At 54.4% G+C, this 20139-nt stretch carries 21 protein-coding genes; 7 read left to right on the top strand and 14 right to left on the bottom strand.

Annotation, left to right across the window (positions count from 1 at the left end; translation table 11 throughout):
• Positions 1-21: 21 nt before the first annotated feature.
• Positions 22-1131, bottom strand: a complete 1110-nt coding sequence (gene livK / locus OGV67_RS19900) for a high-affinity branched-chain amino acid ABC transporter substrate-binding protein LivK (protein WP_012135565.1) — start codon at positions 1129-1131, stop codon at positions 22-24.
• A gap of 545 nt (positions 1132-1676) precedes the next feature.
• Between livK and panM the strand changes: the two genes are divergently transcribed.
• Positions 1677-2060: an aspartate 1-decarboxylase autocleavage activator PanM gene (gene panM, locus OGV67_RS19895; RefSeq protein ID WP_024131029.1), complete on the top strand. Its 384-nt coding sequence runs from the start codon at positions 1677-1679 to the stop codon at positions 2058-2060.
• Between the two features lie 100 nt (positions 2061-2160).
• On the opposite strand, the gene livJ is transcribed toward panM, so the two are convergent.
• The 6 genes from livJ to ftsY all read right to left on the bottom strand — a co-directional run bounded on the left by livJ (position 2161) and on the right by ftsY (position 9298).
• Complete coding sequence (livJ, locus tag OGV67_RS19890; protein ID WP_024131030.1) at positions 2161-3264, bottom strand: branched chain amino acid ABC transporter substrate-binding protein LivJ; 1104 nt, start codon at positions 3262-3264, stop codon at positions 2161-2163.
• Between the two features lie 206 nt (positions 3265-3470).
• Entirely contained in the window at positions 3471-4736 is a 1266-nt protein-coding gene (locus tag OGV67_RS19885; protein WP_115614347.1) for a 4-aminobutyrate--2-oxoglutarate transaminase, read from the bottom strand.
• A 224-nt stretch (positions 4737-4960) separates the two neighbouring features.
• Positions 4961-5815 carry an RNA polymerase sigma factor RpoH gene (rpoH, locus tag OGV67_RS19880; protein WP_115614346.1) on the bottom strand — a complete coding sequence of 285 codons (855 nt, stop codon included), beginning with the start codon at positions 5813-5815 and terminating at the stop codon, positions 4961-4963.
• A gap of 258 nt (positions 5816-6073) precedes the next feature.
• On the bottom strand, positions 6074-7132 hold the full coding sequence (ftsX, locus tag OGV67_RS19875; protein WP_115615313.1) for a permease-like cell division protein FtsX: 1059 nt from the start codon (positions 7130-7132) through the stop codon (positions 6074-6076).
• Entirely contained in the window at positions 7125-7793 is a 669-nt protein-coding gene (ftsE, locus tag OGV67_RS19870; protein WP_012135575.1) for a cell division ATP-binding protein FtsE, read from the bottom strand. Before ftsE ends, ftsX begins: the two co-directional genes overlap by 8 nt.
• A gap of 2 nt (positions 7794-7795) precedes the next feature.
• Positions 7796-9298, bottom strand: coding sequence for a signal recognition particle-docking protein FtsY (gene ftsY, locus OGV67_RS19865; RefSeq protein ID WP_115614345.1), 1503 nt, complete (start codon positions 9296-9298; stop codon positions 7796-7798).
• A gap of 136 nt (positions 9299-9434) precedes the next feature.
• On the opposite strand from ftsY, the gene rsmD reads away from it, so the two are divergent.
• Both rsmD and OGV67_RS19855 read left to right on the top strand, forming a co-directional pair.
• Positions 9435-10031, top strand: a complete 597-nt coding sequence (rsmD, locus tag OGV67_RS19860; RefSeq protein WP_071259325.1) for a 16S rRNA (guanine(966)-N(2))-methyltransferase — start codon at positions 9435-9437, stop codon at positions 10029-10031.
• Positions 10021-10296 (top strand): DUF1145 family protein, encoded by a 276-nt coding sequence (locus tag OGV67_RS19855; RefSeq protein ID WP_115614344.1) that lies wholly within the window; start codon positions 10021-10023, stop codon positions 10294-10296. The genes rsmD and OGV67_RS19855 overlap by 11 nt, the downstream gene beginning before the upstream one ends.
• A gap of 47 nt (positions 10297-10343) precedes the next feature.
• Here OGV67_RS19855 and OGV67_RS19850 read toward each other — a convergent pair whose 3' ends face one another.
• The 4 genes from OGV67_RS19850 to OGV67_RS19835 form a co-directional block, all read right to left on the bottom strand.
• Positions 10344-10853 carry a DUF1240 domain-containing protein gene (locus OGV67_RS19850; RefSeq protein WP_049011344.1) on the bottom strand — a complete coding sequence of 170 codons (510 nt, stop codon included), beginning with the start codon at positions 10851-10853 and terminating at the stop codon, positions 10344-10346.
• A gap of 1 nt (position 10854) precedes the next feature.
• Positions 10855-11733 (bottom strand): hypothetical protein, encoded by an 879-nt coding sequence (locus OGV67_RS19845; RefSeq protein ID WP_115614343.1) that lies wholly within the window; start codon positions 11731-11733, stop codon positions 10855-10857.
• A 9-nt stretch (positions 11734-11742) separates the two neighbouring features.
• The gene (locus tag OGV67_RS19840) at positions 11743-12222 is read right to left on the bottom strand and encodes an Hcp family type VI secretion system effector (protein ID WP_115614342.1); all 480 of its coding nucleotides are present in this window, start codon (positions 12220-12222) and stop codon (positions 11743-11745) included.
• Positions 12223-12460: 238 nt separating this feature from the next.
• A complete protein-coding gene (locus tag OGV67_RS19835; protein WP_115614341.1) occupies positions 12461-12820 on the bottom strand; it encodes a DUF2500 domain-containing protein in 360 nt (119 codons plus the stop codon).
• A gap of 141 nt (positions 12821-12961) precedes the next feature.
• Between OGV67_RS19835 and OGV67_RS19830 the strand changes: the two genes are divergently transcribed.
• Both OGV67_RS19830 and zntA read left to right on the top strand, forming a co-directional pair.
• A complete protein-coding gene (locus tag OGV67_RS19830) occupies positions 12962-13588 on the top strand; it encodes a lysoplasmalogenase (protein ID WP_012135582.1) in 627 nt (208 codons plus the stop codon).
• 76 nt (positions 13589-13664) lie between these two features.
• Positions 13665-15863: a Zn(II)/Cd(II)/Pb(II) translocating P-type ATPase ZntA gene (gene zntA, locus OGV67_RS19825; protein ID WP_115614340.1), complete on the top strand. Its 2199-nt coding sequence runs from the start codon at positions 13665-13667 to the stop codon at positions 15861-15863.
• A 90-nt stretch (positions 15864-15953) separates the two neighbouring features.
• Here the strand turns inward: zntA and OGV67_RS19820 are convergent, their stop codons facing one another.
• Both OGV67_RS19820 and tusA read right to left on the bottom strand, forming a co-directional pair.
• A complete protein-coding gene (locus tag OGV67_RS19820; RefSeq protein WP_012135584.1) occupies positions 15954-16937 on the bottom strand; it encodes a TRAP transporter substrate-binding protein in 984 nt (327 codons plus the stop codon).
• 176 nt (positions 16938-17113) lie between these two features.
• The gene (gene tusA / locus OGV67_RS19815; RefSeq protein WP_012135585.1) at positions 17114-17359 is read right to left on the bottom strand and encodes a sulfurtransferase TusA; all 246 of its coding nucleotides are present in this window, start codon (positions 17357-17359) and stop codon (positions 17114-17116) included.
• A 170-nt stretch (positions 17360-17529) separates the two neighbouring features.
• Between tusA and OGV67_RS19810 the strand changes: the two genes are divergently transcribed.
• The gene (locus OGV67_RS19810; RefSeq protein WP_012135586.1) at positions 17530-18195 is read left to right on the top strand and encodes a 7-cyano-7-deazaguanine/7-aminomethyl-7-deazaguanine transporter; all 666 of its coding nucleotides are present in this window, start codon (positions 17530-17532) and stop codon (positions 18193-18195) included.
• A 72-nt stretch (positions 18196-18267) separates the two neighbouring features.
• Positions 18268-18825: a DcrB family lipoprotein gene (locus OGV67_RS19805; RefSeq protein WP_024131033.1), complete on the top strand. Its 558-nt coding sequence runs from the start codon at positions 18268-18270 to the stop codon at positions 18823-18825.
• 3 nt (positions 18826-18828) lie between these two features.
• Here OGV67_RS19805 and OGV67_RS19800 read toward each other — a convergent pair whose 3' ends face one another.
• Positions 18829-20046, bottom strand: coding sequence for an MFS transporter (locus OGV67_RS19800; protein WP_012135588.1), 1218 nt, complete (start codon positions 20044-20046; stop codon positions 18829-18831).
• Positions 20047-20139 lie beyond the last annotated feature (93 nt).

The following is a 20139-nucleotide window of genomic DNA, read 5'->3' as shown; positions in this document are numbered from 1 at the left end:
GGGATAACTTGTCTTCAGGCGTTATTTGGCAACGGTCGATGAGCCGTCGGCATGCCACTGGAAGACACCAAACTCAAATCCCTTCAGATCGCCTTTTTCATCCCAGTTCAGCGGCCCAATCACGGTATCAGCCCCGTGTGCTTTCAGATCTTTCACCAGATCGAGCGGCGCTTTGCTGCCGGTACGATCCATTGCGGTTGCCAGCGACTGCACCGCAGCGTAGGTGATCCACACGTAAGGGCCGGTAGGATCTTTTTTGTCGGCTTTAAGGGCATCGACAATGCCTTTGTTCGCCGGGTCCTGGTCATAGCGTTTTGGCATCGTCACCAGCATGCCTTCTGCCGCCGCGCCAGCAATGTTGGACAGTGAGGCATTGCCCACGCCCTCTGGCCCCATAAACTGGGTTTTCAGGCCGATAGCTCGCGCCTGGCGCAGCATCTGGCCCATTTCCGGGTAGTAACCGCCGTAATAAACGAAGTCGATATTCTCTTTTTGCAGGCGGGCAATCAGCGCGGAAAAGTCTTTCTCGCCAGCGGTAATCCCGTCAAAGAACACGATATTGGCGTTGCCCGCTTTCAGGCTGTCCTGTACGGAACGCGCCAGACCTTCGCCGTACTGCTGCTTATCATGAATAATGGCGATACGCTGCGGCTTCACTTTCTCAAGAATGTATTTCGCCGCCGTTGGCCCCTGGGAGGAGTCCAGGCCCGCCGTACGCATGATGTGTTCGTAGCCGCGCTGCGTCAGTTCCGGGTTTGTGGCGCCCGGGGAGATCATCAGGATGCCTTCATCTTCATAGATATCAGACGCGGGCTGTGTGGAAGAGGAGCACAGGTGGCCGATAACGTACTGAATGCCGTCGTTGACGATTTTGTTCGCCACCGCGACAGCCTGTTTCGGGTCACAGGCGTCGTCATACTCAACGCCCACCAGCTTATCGCCTTTGATGCCGCCTTTGGCGTTGATGTCTTTAATGGCCTGACGCGCGCCGTTAAATTCCATATCGCCCCACTGCGCTACCGGGCCGGACATCGCCCCGACAACGGCGACTTTAATATCGTCCGCCATTGCCGTATGCGACATCGCCAGTGCAACCACTCCTGCGATGATCGTTTTCGCATTCCGTTTCATTTACTGAATCCCCATTCGTGACGTTATTACACTTCATCCTTCACGCTGCCCCGGTGTTGGCTACGTGCGTTCACCCCAGTCACTAACTTATGTAAGCACCTGGGGATTCACGCTCTTGCCGCCTTGATGCACCTTGAATGATTTTGTGTATATATTTTGTATTTATGTGGTTAAAAAGCAGACTGTGCTTTTTTTGAACTATGCTATTTTTACCTGTTGCATTAATGGTTTAGCACAGATTTTTATGCAAAATCAGAGCAAATACTCTATTTTTCAGTCGATTAAGAAAAGATAATATTCTGATTTCAGCTATAGATAAACAAAAAAAAGCGCACTTGTCAGCATAAAATAACGGTACAAAGGGCGGAATAAAACGCTGCCTTCCAGGGGATTATCCTGCCTGTTTTTCATTCTCTGATGTTTCAAACTGTACTTATCGTTGCCAAAAAACTAATCGCCTGGTAAATGAAATAAAAAAGAGAAAGTGTCGGAACACATTATTTCGGTACACTGGTTCTCTCTTTGGTGATTTGGACATGCTGTCGATGAAGCTGACCATCGTTCGTTTAGAAAACTTTAGCGCCCAGGATCTCATCGATCTGGGTAAAATCTGGCCGGAATACTCCGCCTCGTCTTTAAGCGTAGATGATACTCACCGGATCTACGCAGCGCGTTTTAATGAGCGTCTGTTGGGCGCTGTGCGGGTAACGCTAAGCGGTACGCAAGGCGCGCTGGATTCATTGCGGGTTCGCGAGATCACGCGTCGTCGCGGCGTGGGGCAGTATCTGGTGGAAGAGGTGATCCGCAATAATCCGGGCGTTTCAGCCTGGTGGATGGCAGATGTCGGCGTCGAAGAGCGAGGCGTAATGGCGGCGTTTATGCAGGCATTAGGGTTTACGGCGCAGGCGGACGGCTGGGAAAAACGGTAATAAAAAAGCCGGATGGCGCTGACGCTTATCCGGCCTACGTGTTTTGCAACTCTCACGCAATTTTCCAGGGGGTAAGGCGAAGCCGCCACCCGGCACTCAATTACCTGGCGTCGGTTGCCGTACCGTCGGCATGCCAGGTAAAGACGCCGAACTCAAAGCCTTTCAGATCGCCCTTCTCATCCCAGGACAACGGCCCCATAACGGTTTCTACGGTATTCGCTTTCAGGTATTTGGCGATTTCAGCCGGATCGTCGGACTGATTCAGACCCGCCTGCAATGACTGCAACGCCGCGTAAGTGGTCCACACAAACGCGCCGCTTGGGTCCTGTTTCTTCGCTTTGATCGCGTCTACAATCGGTTTGTTTGCCGGAACCTGATCGTAGTTCTTCGGCTTGGTGACCAGCATCCCCTCGGCAGACTCACCGGCAATGTTAGACAGCGACACGTTCGCTACCCCTTCCGGCCCCATAAACTTCGTTTTCAGGCCAGCAGCGCGAGCCTGGCGCAGGATCTGCCCCATCTCAGGGTGGTAGCCGCCGTAATACACAAAGTCGATGTTCTCTTTCTTCAGGCGCGCCACCAGGGTGGAGAAATCTTTCTCGCCGGCGGTAATCCCGTCGAAGAACACCACGTTGGCGTTGCCTTTTTTCAGGCCATCCTGCACCGCGCGCGCCAGGCCTTCACCGTACTGCTGCTTATCGTGAATAATGGCGATGCGCTGCGGCTTCACGCTTTCCAGAATATATTTCGCCGCCGTCGGCCCCTGATCGGAGTCCAGACCGGTGGTGCGCAGGATCAGCTGATAACCGCGCGCGGTCAGTTCCGGTGCGGTCGCAGCCGGAGTAATCATCAGAATGCCTTCGTCTTCATAGATATCAGACGCAGGCTGCGTGGATGAGGAGCACAGGTGGCCGATAACATATTTAATGCCGTCGTTGACCACTTTGTTGGCTACGGCTACCGCTTGTTTCGGGTCGCAGGCATCATCATATTTCACGGCAACCAGCTTATCGCCCTTGATGCCGCCTTTCGCGTTGATATCGGCAATCGCCTGCTCCGCGCCGGTAAATTCCTGATCGCCGTACTGCGCTACCGGGCCAGACATCGCGCCGACAACGGCCACTTTGATATCCTTAGCAAACGCCATATTGCTCAAAGACAGGGCGATACATCCTGCCAATAACGCTTTACCCTTCATATTCATCCTGAGAATCCCCATTATTGTGGTTATTACGTATGTTGTGATGTTGTTGTTCAGCACTTTATTTCAATTAATGGTAAGCCACCCGTGCTTTAGCAGCATACTCTGCTAAAACATACCCGATTTTTATGATTTTGGAATAGCTAATTTGACAGTCAGATAACAAGTTGATGACAAAACGGGGCACCGCCGCAACGGGCGGCGTCGGTTTATCGTGTCAGCGAACGCGTAATGATCTCCAGCGCTTTACGGAACTGCGCATCGGGGATCGTCAGCGGATAGAGGAAGCGGATCACGTTGCCGTAAACACCGCAGCTGAGCAGCAGCAGACCCTCCTGCAATGCGCGATCCTGCACCTGCCGGGTAAATTCAGGGGACGGCTGGCCGGTTTGCGGATCGGTAAACTCTACCGCCACCATCGAGCCCTGCGCGCGGATCTCGGCAATGGACGGGCAGGCGGCTTTCGCTTTGTTCAACACCTCAACCAGATGCTGACCAAGCTGCGTGGCGCGAGTGCAGAGATCGTCTTCTTCAATCACATCAAGCACCGCATGCGCGGCGGCCACCGCCAGCGGGTTTCCGGCGTAGGTGCCGCCAAGACCGCCCAGCGCAGGCGCATCCATCACCTCGGCGCGACCGGATACCGCCGACAGCGGCATACCGCCGGCCAGACTTTTGGCCATCGTAATGAGATCCGGCTGAACGCCGTGGTGCTCCATCGCAAACAGTTTGCCTGTACGGGCAAAACCGGTCTGCACTTCATCGGCGATCAGCAAGATGCCGTGGGTATCGCATAACGTACGCAGCGCCTGCATGAAATCCGTTGGCGCGACGTTAAAGCCCCCTTCCCCCTGCACCGGCTCCAGGATAATGGCCGCCACCTGGTCCGGCGCAATATCGGCTTTAAAAATCCGTTCGAGACTGTTCAGCGCATCCGCCGTGGTAACGCCATGCAAAGAATTCGGATATTGCGCGTGATAGACCGATCCCGGGAACGGCCCAAAGCCAATTTTGTAGGGCGCGACCTTACCGGTGAGCGCCATCGTCATAAAGGTTCGCCCGTGAAACGCGCCACCAAAGGTAATCAGCCCCGGTCGCCGGGTACAGGCGCGCGCAATTTTCACCGCGTTTTCGACCGCCTCCGCGCCGGTGGAGAAGAAAGCCGTTTTCGCCGGGCCGTTGACCGGCACGCGCTCGTTAATACGCTCGGCAAGCGTAACGTAGCTTGCATAAGGCACGATTTGATACGCGGTATGGGTAAATGACTGGAGCTGTTTTTCAATTGCCGCGATGACTTTTGGATGACGGTGCCCGGTGTTCAACACGGCAATTCCGGCGGCGAAATCAATCACCTCATTGCCTTCAATATCCCACAGCGTGGCGTTTTCCGCTCTGTCGGCATAGAAACCGCACATCACCCCGATGCCGCGCGGCGTCGCCTGCAACCGTCTTTCATTCAGTTCGTTATTTTTCACCTTCTCCCCCTAAGATGCGCACAACCCATCGGTAAGTGTTTGCCAGGGGGGAAGAATTCGCCAGAGTGGGGGAGAAAAAAAGCGTTATCCCCGTAGTCCGATAAGCGAAGCGCCATCGGGCATTTATGTTTGCCTGTTTGCCGGATGGCGGCGGTGCCTTATCCGGCCTGGAAAACAAAAAACCCCGGATTCTCATCCAGGGTTTTTCGGGCACTTCGCGGAAATTACGCTTCGATAGCGGCGCGCAGTTTCTTCATCGCGTTCTTTTCAAGCTGACGTACACGTTCAGCAGAAACGCCATAGCGGTCGGCCAGTTCCTGTAGCGTGGACTTATTGTCTTCGTCCAGCCAACGGGCGCGAATGATGTCCTGGCTACGCTCGTCCAGACCTTCCATTGCGTGGGTCAGTTTGTTTGCCGCCTGATCGTCCCAGTTATCCTCTTCAATGCCGTCGGCAAAGTTAGAGGTTTTATCCTGCAAATACAGCACTGGCGCCATCGGCTGACTGTCAGACTCGTCGTCCGAAGACATGTCAAACGTCATGTCCTGCGCCGCCATACGGGATTCCATCTCGCGAACGTCTTTGCTGGTTACGCCCAGTTCGCGCGCCACCATTTCCACTTCATCCTGATTAAACCAGCCCAGACGCTGCTTGGTTTTACGCAGGTTAAAGAACAGCTTACGCTGTGCTTTAGTGGTTGCGACTTTAACGATACGCCAGTTACGCAATACGTATTCGTGGATCTCCGCTTTGATCCAGTGCACGGCGAAAGAAACCAGGCGCACACCCACTTCCGGGTTAAAACGGCGCACGGCTTTCATCAGGCCGATGTTACCTTCCTGAATCAGATCCGCCTGCGGCAGGCCATAGCCCGCATAGTTACGAGCAACATGAACAACAAAGCGCAGGTGAGACAGAATCAGCGTCTTAGCTGCTTCCAGATCGCCCTGGTAATGCAGCTTTTCAGCCAGTGCCCGTTCTTCGTCGGCCGATAACATCGGCCACGCGTTTGCAGCCCGGATGTAAGATTCCAGGTTACCAACAGGGGCTAAAGCTAAATTTTGCATTTCTTTGGTCATTCAAATCCTCTCAATTTATATCGTCTGGCACTGCAAATGAGCAACAAACGTGCCAGCGTTTATGAGCAACGAGAATAGCACTCACTCTTTTATCAGACAGTGATTTTATCCACAAGTTCAATGCAACGTTGTGAATAAATTACGCACAAAATGTGACACCGCTATGAAAAAACACTGTGGGCAGGGGAATGAGATGTTTTGATGCTCTTTCCCTGCGAACGGGAACTCATTGCAGGGAAAGAGTATACCACGCTTTTATTAATCGGGAGTAAAGTGACGTAAATGTTGCACAGTGGCAAGCCACGCCGCAACCCAGCCGATCATCGAGCACACCAGCAGCAGCAACAGGCACTCATCGAACGATAAGCCATTGATATCAAACTTCGTGCCGAAAACCTGCGCCACTTCCGTCACCGCTGACGACAAGCGCATCACCAAAATTTCTGACAAAATCAGTGAAAGAAATGCCCCTGAAAAACCGAGCAGCGCGCCGCCGTACAGGAATGGTCGCAGGATAAATCCATCCGTCGCGCCAATCAGTTTCTGCACGTTGATGGTGTCACGGCGGGCGAAAATGCTCAGGCGCACGCTGTTGCCGATGACGAGGAACACCGCCGCCACCATCAGCACGCCGATCATCGCGGAAACGCGCCCTACCAGCCCGGTCAGCGCCGCCAGACGGGCAAACCAGCTGTCATCCATACGCACTTCATCAATGCCGTTAATCTGCGAGATGCGATCGCGTAGCGTATTCAGCGACTCCGTTCCCTGGAAATCCAGTTTCGGGATCACCACCGCCACTGCCGGAAGCGGATTCTCTTCCAGCATGTCCAGCGCGCCGCCAAAGCCAGACCAGTTGCGGAACTCGCCCAATGCATCGTCGCGGGAGAGATAGTTGACCTTCTCCACCCCCTGCTCGGCCTGGAGCTGTGCGACCACCCCGGCGGCCGCGTCGTCATCCAGCGTCTTTTGCAGATAAACGGTGATCTGCGGGGACGGATAGTACTGCGTCGCCGCCTGGTTGACGTTCTTATAGACCATGTAGCAGACGCTTGGCAGCGTCAGAGAGATGGCAATCACCATCACCGTCAGAAACGTCGCCAGCGGCTTGCTTTTCAGATCCTGTAACGCGCCCTGGAACGCATAGCGCACCTGCTCGTTAAAGACGTTGGTTTTACGCGAGTTCGGCTTTGGCGAGGATTTTGCGCGTCTCGGCGCATTGCGGCCGCCGTCTCCGGACGAACCGCCAGATTTACGAAAACGGTCCAGTCTGCCGCCAAACTGCCTGATTTGGTTGATAGCGTCACGCTTATTCACTGACCAGGCCTCCATGCAAATGACCTTCGCTCAGGGTGAGCATACGGTACGAACGACGGGAGATAAGCCCGATGTCGTGCGTCGCCATCAATACCGTCACCCCAACGCGGTTAAACTCTTCAAACAGACGTAAAATCCCTTCCGATAAGGCATCATCCAGGTTCCCGGTCGGTTCATCCGCCAGCAGCACCGCAGGCTTGTTCACCACCGCACGGGCAATCCCCACGCGCTGCTGCTCACCGCCAGAGAGTTGAATGGGAAAATTCCTCGCTTTGTCCAGCAGCCCGACTTTATCCAGCGCCGCCGACACACGACGACGGATGTCGTCCCCGCTAGCGCCAGCGATAATCAACGGGATCGCCACGTTGTCATAGACCGTACGATCCATCAGCAGGTGGTGATCCTGGAAAATCATTCCGATCTGACGACGCAGAAACGGCACTTCACGGTTTTTCAGGCGCGTAATGTCATGCCCGCTGAAGAAGATTTTCCCGGCGCTCGGCCGTTCAATCCCACAGATAAGCTTCAGCAGGGTACTTTTCCCCGCGCCTGAGTGGCCGGTCAGAAACGCCATCTCGCCTGGCTGCATGTGGAATGTGACTCCTTGCAGCGCTTGTCTCCCACCGAGATAGGCCTTGCTGACATGTTCAAAGCGAATCATTGTTAATCCTCTCGGGCAAAAAGTGCCTCTATAAAATCGTCCGCCTTAAACGGACGTAAATCCTCGATACGTTCGCCCACACCAATATAGCGGATAGGAATGCCAAACTGATCGGCAACCGAGAAGATAACCCCACCCTTCGCCGTGCCATCCAGCTTGGTCAGGGTGATACCGGTCAGGCCAACCGCTTCATGGAACAGTTTGGCCTGGCTTATCGCATTCTGCCCGGTGCTGGCGTCGATGGTCAGCATCACTTCATGCGGCGCATCTTCGTCGAGTTTCTTCATCACGCGAACGATTTTTTTCAGTTCTTCCATCAGGTGCGCTTTGTTCTGCAAGCGACCCGCGGTATCGGCAATCAGCACATCCACATTACGCGCTTTCGCCGCCTGGATGGCGTCAAAGATAACGGAAGCGGAATCCGCGCCGGTATGCTGGGCGATAACCGGAATGTTGTTACGCTGGCCCCAGACCTGCAACTGCTCTACCGCCGCCGCACGGAAGGTATCCCCCGCCGCCAGCATCACGGATTTGCCCTGCTGCTCGAACTGACGCGCCAGCTTACCGATCGTGGTGGTTTTCCCCACGCCGTTAACGCCAACCATCAGAATAACAAATGGCGTTTTGCCTTCAATATTAAGCGGTTCGTCAACTTTTGCGAGGATATCGCCCATCTCGTCTTTCAACAGGCCATACAGCGCTTCGGCGTCATGTAGCTGTTTGCGGCTGGCGCCCTCTGTCAGGTTAGCGATGATCTTGCGGGTGGTTTCCACGCCCACATCGGCAATCAGCAACTGCTCTTCCAGTTCTTCAAACAGATCATCGTCGATTTTCTTACCACGGAACAGACTGATAAATCCTGAACCGAGATTTTCTTTTGTTTTCAGAAGACTACGTTTCAGGCGCGCAAAGAAACCCTCTTTTGTCGGCTTCTCTTGCTCCTGAATCACCTCCTCAACCGGCGTCTCTTCTTCCGCCGCCGGCACAACAACCACCGCGTCTTCCGCCGCTTCCACCGCCAGCGCCTGCGCTTCCCGTTCTTCGTCGGTCAGTTGCGGTTCGTTTTGCGCCTCTTCTTCTACCGCCTCCACGATCTCTACCGTTTCCACTTCGGCCTGCCACTCTTCAGGCGACGTCTCTTCGACGTTCACCTCTTCCGGCAGCGGCAGTTCTTCATGTTCCACCACCGCCTGCGGCTCAACGATGTCTTCTTCAACCACGGGGTCAACAACAGGCTCTACGACAGGCTCTGGCTCAACCGGCTGCGGTTTTTCGCTTTCCTGAACCTGTTCGGTGACGTTCACCACGGCTTCGGCGAAAGCGTCGGTCTCCGCCTTGCCGTGGGCGTGCGTTTCCGCGTCGGCGTCTGCCGCCGTCTCAACCGGCGTCTCTGGCGCTAACTGTTCTTCAACACGCTGTTGTTCTTCGGTTTTTTGTTCCTGTTCCTGCTCTTTTTCACCAAAGCCCAGCCAGGAAAAGAAGCCACGTTTTTTCTGTTTTGCCATCTGCGACTGTACTCCTCGCGGTTAATATCTGGCGCTATATACATGGAAGCTAAAAAAATGATGAAATAGTCTACCACTTAACTTAATTCACATCACCGCCTGGAATGACACGTCAGCAGCGGATTGAGCAATAGAAATGAAAAAACCGAATCACTCTGGCAGCGGTCAAATCCGCATTATTGGCGGACAATGGCGGGGCCGTAAACTTCCGGTTCCCGACAGCCCAGGGCTGCGCCCGACAACCGACCGGGTTCGCGAGACGCTGTTTAACTGGCTGGCGCCGGTCATGGTAGACGCCCACTGTCTGGATTGTTTCGCCGGAAGCGGCGCGCTGGGGCTGGAAGCGCTTTCCCGCTATGCGGCGGGCGCGACGTTGCTGGAGATGGATCGCGCCGTGTCACAGCAGTTACAAAAGAATCTTGCTACGCTAAAGGCAGGCAACGCCCGCGTGGTCAACGCCAATACGCTGGCCTTTCTGGCGCAGACCGGTACGCCGCACAGCGTGGTGTTTGTCGATCCCCCGTTTCGCAAAGGGCTGCTGGAAGAGACGTTAAGCCTGCTGGAAACGCACGGCTGGCTGGCTGATGACGCGTATATTTACGTCGAAAGCGAAGTCGAAAACGGTCTGCCGCCCGTCCCGGCAAACTGGTCGTTGTATCGTGAAAAAGTGGCCGGACAGGTCGCATACCGCCTGTATCAACGGGAAGCACAAGGAGAAAGCGATGCTGATTAATCTGGGTCGATTACTGATGCTCTGCGTCTGGGCGTTTTTAATTCTTAATCTGGTACAGCCTTTCCCGCGCCCGCTGAATATTTTCGTCAACGTCGCGCTGGTCTTTATGGTGCTGATGCACGGTATGCAGCTGGCGCTGTTAAAAAGCACCATGCCTAAAGATGGCCCGCAGATGACCACCGGCGAGAAAATCCGCATTTTCCTGTTCGGCGTGTTTGAGCTGCTGGTGTGGCAGAAGAAGATTAAAGATCAGTTGAAGAAGTAACCGTGATCTTTTCGCCCGGCGGCGCGTGGCGAGCCGGGCCAAAAACGCTATTGCTGCTTTGGTTTGCCGTCCAGTGTGTCGTTCAGTTTTTCAATATCGCTGTATTTTGTTTTGAGCAGATATTTCACCTGCTCGCAAATCTCTTCGGTCCGGGTGTAATAGGTGCCAGACGTCGGGCCTGAGCGCTCACATAAGACATAATTAGTGCCGAGGGGATAAAAAAGAACAATAAAAGAGAGGATATTGCCAACAACAAACCCTACCCCCGCAACATGGATACCAATGGTAAAAGCCCTGTCGAAGAACCTGGGCGGCTGCATGCTTTTCGTAAAGGTCACGTAGGCAATAGCTAAAACAAAGCAACACCCCACCGGAAACATCAATAACAGGCAAAATGAACCCCAGAAAAAATAAACGATGCTTCTGGATTCAATCAGATCGGTGATGTCCGGCACACTGGCAAGATAAAACCCCCAGGTAACCCCTCCAAAAACAAATATACCCAGAAGCAAACCACATCTTTTTTTAATATTCTCCAGATTAATATTAAAGTTCATATCAATAAATTCCGCCGTAAAGGGAGTTTCTGTACCCCAGGCGCTGGGCGTTCCACTCTTCAATTCTTTGCCGTTCTTTAAGTCCCTGACGAATAAACGCTATAAGTTTGTCTGAGAGCTCATATTTTTTGTCCACTTCATTCAGAGACCAGGCTATGAAAAGACCTAACGCCACAACACCGATGATTTCACCCCAAACCGGAAAAGCTGCACTCGCAATAAATGGAGATGTGAGCCATGAAGCAAATTGTCCCAAACACTTTTCTGTAAATACACTCACAATCACCTTCGCCACATCCATCGTCACGTTCCCCAGCAGTGCGGCGACGTCATGGTCGGATTTAAAGATCAACTCAATCAACCGCCAACATGCGGAAAACCAGATGCAGAATCTGGCCCCTGACATAATGCCGTTTCGAAACCCGGCGCTGCCAATACCTACTTCAAGCACCTTAGGATGATTAATCCGGTAACGGGTTCCATTAAGGATGCGTCGCAAAGAAGGGTAACCAGTAATCTTCACATACAGCTTTCCCTGATAAGCATACTGCGTTGCTTTAATCCCAAGGCCTTTTAAGGTGAAGACAATCTTCCCGGCCTGCTGATAAGAAAAAAGCTTTGACAGGTTTTTAGTAGCAGAAACCGTATCTTTAATGTTACCGGCATAATTCGTCGAAAAACTGACGGGTTTACTGCCCAGCAAATCGTCAATTACGCCCTGAGCCTCCTCAGGCGTCAGCAGCATGATGTGTTGAGGATTGTTGTTCAGGTTATTTTTTAGCGTTCTGATTTCATTCTCGACACGCTGATTACGTTGCCAGTTATTTCCCCTAAGAATATCTTCACGATGACTCCCTATCCAGTCATAATACCTTTCCATCATTACTCCTTAATAAATTCGTTCATCCCAGATACTGTATGCGCTGGTCCCAGCAATAAGGTGTTCCCAGGCAATAGACTCATACGACAGCTCAATGACTTCTTCTGGCTGACCCGCGCAGTCATCAATGGTATGAGGTACTTGCAGATGGATGCTGGATATTCTGGCATTGATAAGTTTTATCGCGTAATAACACTCATTTAAACCCGCCGGACTCGTGCGATAGAAGCTAAATTCACAGTTCAATGTTTCATTGTCAGTTATGGCTTTCCCTAATAACGGCGAGGATTTATCTACTGGCTTAATAAACGTCAAACATTGATGGTTCACATTTTGTGCCCGGCTCATGCCATGATTAACTGTCATTACCATTATCTGATCACGATGGGCGGGTTGTGATTTATTTCCTATCGAATTTACCGAGGCACATCCAGCAGAAATCAACCCCTGCGCCTGCCCATTCAAGGCCAACCACATTGTATTCGCCATATAAATTCCTTAGCTTTTTAAATTATATTCATATATATCTGCGATAACGTTGCAATAGCAGGATAGTGAAAAGTGGATAGCAGAATAGTGATATGACCGATATTTTAGTCACACAAAAAAATATAACACCAAAGGTATTGCCACAGAAAAATAAATAGCAGCCATATTTGAAAGGCATTATATATTTCAGTTGAATTTATTGTCGGCACTGGCGCTATAAACACAGTGCCGATCGGCGTTATTGCCCAGGCTTAAAGCCCTCAAACCGCGAACCTTTGTAGTTCAGCGTGCCTTTATCCCCGACCGTTAACGCATGGTACTGTTGGGCATCAAGCCGGAACGTCTGCTCAAGCCCGCCGCGCTGCGGTTTAAAGCTAACTTCATAGCGCATACTGGTGCCCGCTGGCGTCACCTGCTGCTGACGCGAGCGCCGATCGTTGATCGGCTTTTCGCGCTTATTGCTCACCACTACCTGCTTTTGCTGCAATGGCGCGGCATCGTTATCGGCTTTTTCTCGCCGCTGCGAAACAAAGCGAAACGACGCGGCGATAACAATCAAGCCAATGATAACAATGAAAAAAAGTGGTGGTTTACTCATCATTTTAACCCATCAGAAAATGCGGAAATAAGCATACCCTGCCCGTTATGGTGTTGTCATCTGCCTGCGCCGACCTCTACACTGGACAACAGGGCCGTGAGCATACCGCTCGCGAAAAAATAACGAATTCAAGGAACTAAGATGCTTTGGTCGTTTATCGCTGTCTGTCTTTCCGCATGGCTATTTGTGGACGCATCGTATCGTGGGCCAGCGTGGCAGCGCTGGGTCTTTAAACCTCTCACCCTGATTCTCCTTCTTTTACTCGCCTGGCAAGCGCCGATGTTCGACGCGATCAGCTACCTTGTGCTGGCGGGCCTGTGCGCCTCGTTGCTGGGCGATGCGTTGACGCTGTTGCCGCGCCAACGTCTGCTGTACGCCATTGGCGCATTCTTCCTGTCGCACCTGCTGTACACCCTCTATTTCGCCAGCCAGATGACGCTGTCGTTCTTCTGGCCATTGCCGTTAGTGCTGCTGGTGTTGGGCGGGTTGCTGATTGCAGTGATCTGGACGCGTCTGGAAGAGCTGCGCTGGCCGATATGCACCTTTATCGCCATGACGCTCATGATGGTCTGGCTGGCCGGTGAACTGTGGTTCTTCCGCCCGACCGCCCCGGCACTCTCTGCTTTTATGGGCGCATCGTTGTTATTCCTCGGCAACATCGTCTGGCTGGGCAGCCATTACCGCTGCCGCTTCCGCGCGGATAACGCTATTTCCGCCGCCTGCTACTTTGCCGGGCACTTCCTGATTGTCCGCTCACTTTATCTTTAATAACGCTTGACTCTGGAGTCGACTCCAGAGTGTATCCTCCGGTTAATGAGAAAATTATCATCAACCGGAGGATGCCATGTTGACACCCGATACTGATGGCAAAAAAGTCCCACAATTTTCATCCTTCAAACTGGCGCCAGCCCCCCGGAAGGTAGATGACTGCTGCTGTGAGGGCACCTGCGCAACGGAGGCTCTCGTCCCCGACACCATCGAAGGGACGCGTTACACCTGGAAAGTCGCCGGTATGGACTGCGCCGCCTGCGCCCGTAAAGTCGAAAACGCCGTGCGCCAGGTCGGGGGCGTCAATCAGGTACAGGTGCTGTTCGCCACCGAGAAACTGGTGGTGGATGCGAATGCCGATATCCGCCAACACGTTGAACGCGCCGTACAAAAGGCGGGTTATACCCTGCGTGATGAACAGGCCACAGCAGAGGCGCGCGAATCCCGGCTGCAAGAAAACCTGCCGCTGATCACGCTCATCATTATGATGGTGATTAGCTGGGGGCTGGAACAATTCAACCATCCGTTCGGCCAACTGGCGTTTATCGCCACCACGCTGGTCGGCCTGTATCCCATTGCCCGTCAGGCGCTGCGCCTGATGAAAACCGGTAGCTGGTTCGCCATCGAAACGCTGATGAGCGTGGCGGCGATTGGCGCGCTGTTTATTGGCGCGACGGCGGAAGCGGCGATGGTGCTGCTGTTATTTCTGATCGGCGAACGCCTCGAAGGGTGGGCCGCCAGCCGCGCCCGCAAAGGGGTCAGCGCGCTGATGGCCCTCAAACCGGAAACCGCCACGCGCCTGCGCGATGGCGTGCGCGAAGAGGTGGCGATCAACACCCTGCAACCCGGCAACATTATCGAAGTGGCGGCAGGTGGGCGCTTACCCGCCGACGGCAGGCTGGTCTCCGGTTTCGCCAGTTTTGATGAGAGCGCGCTCACCGGCGAGTCGATTCCGGTCGAGCGCTCAACGGGCGAGAAAGTCCCCGCCGGCGCCACCAGCGTGGATCGGCTCGTCACGCTGGAGGTGCTGTCAGAACCGGGCGCCAGCGCGATTGACCGTATCCTGAAGCTGATTGAAGAAGCCGAAGAACGCCGTGCGCCCATTGAGCGTTTTATTGACCGCTTCAGCCGGATTTACACCCCGGTGATTATGGCCGTCGCGCTGCTGGTCACGCTGGTGCCGCCGTTACTGTTTGCCGCGTCCTGGCAAGAGTGGATTTATAAGGGACTCACGCTGTTGCTGATTGGCTGCCCGTGTGCGCTGGTCATTTCCACTCCGGCGGCCATCACCTCCGGGCTGGCGGCGGCGGCACGTCGCGGGGCGCTGATTAAAGGCGGCGCAGCGCTGGAGCAGCTAGGCAGAGTCACTCAGGTGGCGTTCGATAAAACCGGCACCCTGACCGTAGGGAAACCGCGCGTCACCGCCATCCATCCGGCAAGCGGGATCGGCGAAGCGGAGCTGCTGGCGCTGGCGGCGGCGGTGGAACAAGGCGCGACGCACCCACTGGCGCAGGCCATTGTGCGTGAAGCGCAGACGCGTGAACTGACCATTCCGCCAGCGCTGGAGCAGCGCGCGCTGGTCGGTTCGGGTATCGAGGCTCAGGTTAATGGCGAGCGCATCCTGATTTGCGCCGCAGGCAAACGCCCGGCGGAAGCCTTTGCCGGGCAAATCAGCGAACTGGAAAGCGCCGGACAGACGGTCGTGCTGGTGCTGCGCAACGACGACGTAATCGGCGTGCTCGCCCTACAGGATACGCTGCGCGATGACGCCCGCGCCGCGATCGGCGAGCTTAATCAGTTAGGGGTGAAAGGCGTGATCCTGACCGGCGATAACCCACGCGCGGCAGCGGCCATTGCCGGAGAGCTGGGCCTGACGTTTAAAGCGGGCCTGCTGCCGGAAGATAAAGTCCGGGCGGTGACGGCGCTCAATCAGCACGCCCCGCTGGCGATGGTGGGTGACGGCATTAACGACGCCCCCGCAATGAAAGCCGCCGCGATAGGTATTGCGATGGGAAGCGGAACGGATGTCGCGCTGGAAACGGCAGACGCCGCTCTGACGCATAACCGCCTGCGCGGGCTGGTACAGATGATCCAGCTGGCGCGCGCCACCCACGCCAATATTCGTCAGAACATCGCGATTGCCCTGGGGCTGAAAGGGATCTTCCTCATCACCACGCTGCTCGGCATAACCGGTCTGTGGCTGGCCGTGCTGGCGGATACCGGGGCGACGGTGCTGGTGACCGCCAACGCGCTGCGGCTGTTGCGTAAAGGGTAGATTGTCGCCTGATGGCGCCAGGCTTATCAGGCCTACGGGGATCATGGCACGAACCCACGCAGGCCTGCTCATCCGGCGAAGCGAAGGCGCTTACTGCACGTCGGCAATCGCCTTCATCAACGCCTGGTGTTTTTCGCCATACTGCGCACGCACCGGCTCGGTGGCCTTCACGAAATACGCTTTATCAATTTCGTGGAACTGCACGCCGCCAGCCTTCATCTTCGCTAATGCCTCCTGATTATAGGCATCCCACAATTTACGCTGCTCAAACTGCGCTTCGCGCGCCAGCGTCAGGATCTTCTGCTGCTCATCCGCAGTCAGTTTGTCCCACTTCACTTTGGAATAGAGCAGCATTTCCGGGGTGATAAAGTGCCCGCTGAGGGTGTAATTCTTCGCAACCGGCATGTAGTTATGCGCGACAAAAGTCGGCGGGTTGTTTTCCGCACCGTCAATCACGCCGGTCTGCATACCGCTAAACACCTCGCTCACCCCCATCGCCACCGAGTTCGCCCCCATGTCTTTCAGCGTATCCAGCGCCACCGGGCTTCCCTGCACGCGAATTTTCATACCGTGGAGATCTTCCGGCTTTTCCACCGGGTTTTTGGTAATCAGGTTGCGCGTCCCGGAGTCCATCCAGCCAAGAAACACCAGACGTGATTTCGGGTTGTTCGTCAGCTTATCGCCAATGCTTTTCCCAATATCGCCATCAATAATTTTGTGCATGTGGTCTTCGTCGCGAAACACATAGGGCAGCGTAAAGACTTCGATATCCGGCAGAATAGCCGCCACCGGCGCCATCGATACGCGAATCATATCAATCGCGCCGATTTGCGCCTGTTCGATCATCTGTTTTTCATCGCCCAGCACGCCGCCCGGGAACACTTTAATTTCCAGTTTGCCGTCGGTTTGTTGTTTGAGTTTTTCGCCCATTTTCTGCACGGCGACGACATTCGGATAGCCCTGCGGATGGACATCCGCCGCTTTAATGACCTGCGCGAAAACGGAATGGGAAAACAGTATTGACGCGGTAGCCAGGCACAGGGAAGCCGCGAGCGGCTTGAGAGTCACTTTCATCGGGTCAGCTCCAGAGGTTGAGAGGGTAGCGTTAAAACATTGTTTTAGTTTTTACGCTTAAACCGTAGCCGATGCCCTGAAAGATGAAGGTGAAGTGCTTCACAAAAAAGCAGGAAAAATTGAAACGATGGTTTAAAAATGTCGCAGCGGTCACGCCGGTTTTATCCGGCTGAGACTCAATGCTTTTTACGCAGCAAATAGCGATACGGCAGCGAATCCGTCTCTTTCGCCATCAGCTCATGTTCCATAAACGTACAAAAGCCAGGAATATCGCGGGTTGTCGCCGGATCGTCGGCAATAATCAGCAGCGTTTCGCCCGTTTGCATGTTACGCACGGTTTTACGCACCATCATTACCGGTTCCGGGCAGCGTAGCCCCTGGGCATCAAGCGTATGGTCGGGGGAGGAAAACAGATCGGTCATCTTCGTCTCATTCACTAAAAAAACGGCTGTAGTTTACGCCCTGTTTGCCCGTAAGCAAATCAAGTTAACGATTGCGTGAAAAACAACCATTGCAATACGTTTTCAAAGCAGTATGATGCGGCGGTTTTATTGGGTTCCCTCACCCCAAATATCGATCAAAAAGGTACAATATGAACTCCTTTACTCAAATACAGCGCGTAAAAGCGTTGTTCTGGCTATCGCTATTCCACTTACTGGTGATCACCTCCAGTAACTATCTGGTACAGCTTCCGATCTCTGTTTTCGGGTTCCACACGACGTGGGGCGCCTTTAGCTTTCCCTTTATTTTTCTCGCGACCGACCTGACCGTGCGCATTTTTGGCGCGCCGCTGGCACGACGGATAATCTTTGCGGTGATGATCCCGGCGCTGCTCATCTCCTATGTCATCTCATCGCTGTTTTATATGGGTTCCTGGCAGGGATTTGGCGCGCTGCTGCACTTCAACCTGTTTGTCGCGCGTATCGCCACCGCCAGCTTTATGGCGTATGCGCTGGGCCAGATTCTGGATGTACACGTCTTTAACCGTCTGCGCCAGAACCGCCGCTGGTGGATGGCTCCTACGGCCTCCACGCTGTTTGGCAACGTCAGCGATACCCTCGCCTTCTTCTTCATCGCTTTCTGGCGCAGCCCCGATGCCTTTATGGCCGAGCACTGGATGGAAATCGCCCTTGTCGATTACTGCTTCAAGGTGCTCATCAGCATTATTTTCTTCCTGCCGATGTATGGCGTATTGCTGAATATGTTGCTGAAAAGGCTGGCAGATAAATCTGAAATCTCGGCATTGCAGACGAGTTAAAGGTTCATTTTCCGAGTTGTGATAAGATGGATGAATGAGCCGTTATGGCCGTTTATCGAAAGGAAGAAGTCAATGCGCAATCTGGTTAAATATGTCGGTATTGGCCTGCTGGTTATGGGGCTTGCGGCCTGTGATAACAACGATACCAATGCTCCGGCAGAGGGAACCTCTACGGAAAGCAACGCAACCGGACAACCTGTCAGCCTGCTGGACGGTAAGCTGACGTTCTCACTGCCAGCGGATATGACCGACCAGAGCGGCAAGCTGGGCACTCAGGCCAATAATATGCACGTCTACTCTGACGCGACAGGCCAGAAAGCGGTGATCGTGATTGTTGGCGATAACACCAATGAAGACCTCGCCGTGCTGGCGAAACGTCTGGAAGACCAACAGCGCAGCCGCGACCCGCAGTTGCAGGTCGTGACCAATAAAGCCATCGAGCTGAAAGGCCACACGCTGCAACAGCTGGACAGCATTATCTCTGCGAAAGGCCAGACCGCGTACTCTTCCGTACTGCTGGGCAAAGTGGATAACCAACTGCTGACCCTGCAAATCACGCTGCCAGCAGACGATCAGCAGAAGGCGCAAACCGCCGCTGAAAACATCATTAACACGCTGGTTATCCAGTAACGGTTAAGACGATGACACGGCCTCCTGCGATACCGCCGGAGGCCGTTTTTTTAACCGCCAGGTCAGCAACAGCGCAATCGCCACCAGACCCGCCGCCGCCAGATAGATAACCGGCACGCCCGCCCAGGTCATCAGCAGCCCCGCCAGCGGCCCGGTCACGCCCAACGATAAATCCATAAACACCGTATAGGTCGCCAGCGCCGCCCCCTGATTCTGCTGCGGCACCGCCTTTACCGCTACCACGCCCAGCGCCGGGAAGACCAGCGAGAACCCCGCCCCCGCCAGTAGCACGCCAATTTTCGCCATCCACGGCATCAGCGCAACGCCCACCAGCAGCAGCCCGATAATCTCCACGCTAAAGCAGATCATCGCCACGTTTAAGCCGCCTAACCGATTGATGCCATTGGGGAACAATAAACGGGCGCCCACAAACGCACAGCTAAACAGCGTGAGCGCGAAGGCGGCGCCATCCCACCCTTTCGCGTCATAAAACAGCGTGATGAAGGTGGCGATAACGCCGAATCCCGCGGATGCCAGCGCCAGCGCCATTCCATACAGCCAGACGCGCCCAAGCACAGCGCGAAACGGCAGCGGTTTGCCCTTACTGGCTTTCACCGCCGGGCGCGGGAGCGCAAACAGCACGGCCAGCAGCGCCACGCCCATGATCGTCAACGCCAGCCCCTGTAACCCGCCCCAGGCGTAAAACAGCACGCCAAGCGGGGCGCCCATCGCCATCGCGCCATACGTGACAATACCGTTCCACGAAATCACCCGGCCAATATGCAGCGACCCCACCACGCCTACGCCCCAGAGCGTTGATCCGGTTCCGGCGAAGCTTTGTCCAATACCCAGAATGACACGCCCCAGGCATAACAGCAGCAGGCTTGCAATCGGCCAGCCGCTGGCGAATCCCGCCAGGAGATAGCTCAGGCCGCTCAGAAAGCAGCCGCACAAACCAAAGACGACAACCTTTTTCGGCCCCAGCAGGTCAGCATAGCGCCCCGCATGAGGGCGGCTCACGAGCGTCGCAAAATATTGTAAGCTTATGACCAGCCCCGCCCAGAAGGCGCTAAACCCCATCACATCATGGACATAGCCCGGCAGGACTGCGAGCGGCAAACCGATCGTCAGATAACTGGCGAAGTTAAAAATCACAACAGAAACGATACGCAGATTGAGGCGCAATCCGCTAAGCGCCGGTTCAGCGACGGGTTCGGGCATGGGAGGTCACCACGTTTTTACAACAGTGTTTCATTTTTATCATGCTGAGTCGCGAAAATCAGTAGCAAGATTAAGAATATTGGTCTCAGACCA

It is taken from the genome of Citrobacter sp. CK188 (assembly GCF_030333525.1).
GTDB classification, from domain to species: Bacteria; Pseudomonadota; Gammaproteobacteria; order Enterobacterales; family Enterobacteriaceae; genus Citrobacter_B; species Citrobacter_B koseri.
Note: the sequence above shows the minus strand (reverse complement) of the source record. Positions and strands in the feature narration are given on the sequence as shown.